General features: G+C 41.3%; 2 protein-coding genes. Both read left to right on the top strand.

Annotation, left to right across the window (positions count from 1 at the left end):
• The first annotated feature begins 2 nt into the window (after window positions 1-2).
• Window positions 3-170 carry a type II toxin-antitoxin system RelE/ParE family toxin gene (locus tag ACTJLE_RS06640; RefSeq protein WP_481267924.1) on the top strand — a complete coding sequence of 56 codons (168 nt, stop codon included), beginning with the start codon at window positions 3-5 and terminating at the stop codon, window positions 168-170.
• The coding region (locus ACTJLE_RS06635; RefSeq protein WP_473417293.1) for an addiction module antidote protein at window positions 164-412 on the top strand (249 nt) is incomplete at its 3' end. The genes ACTJLE_RS06640 and ACTJLE_RS06635, both read left to right, overlap by 7 nt.

The following is a 412-nucleotide window of genomic DNA, read 5'->3' as shown; positions in this document are numbered from 1 at the left end:
GTATTGGTGAACTGCGTTTCGCTTTTGGACCAGGGTATCGTGTGTATTTTGCACAAAAAGGCTCAAAGTTAATGCTATTACTTGCTGGTGGGGATAAAAGTAGTCAAAGTAAAGATATTAAGCAAGCGAAGATACTTCTTGCACAGTTAATTGAGGAGAAGAAATGGTAAATATAAGTAAATGGGATGCGAGTGAGTATCTTGAGAACGATGATGATGTTATTGCATATCTCAATGCCGCAGCAGAACTCAATGATCCTCGCTTGTTGCAAGCTGCTATAGGCGATATTGCAAAAGCTCGAAGAATGAAAGAGATTGCTCAAAAAGCCGAGGTTGGAAGGGAAAGCCTTTACAAAAGCTTAAGACGAGACGGCAATCCCAGCTTCCAAACTATTGCGAAGGTTGTTCAAGCG

The organism is Gardnerella sp. CCPDSM, assembly GCF_056754715.1.
Note: the sequence above shows the minus strand (reverse complement) of the source record. Positions and strands in the feature narration are given on the sequence as shown.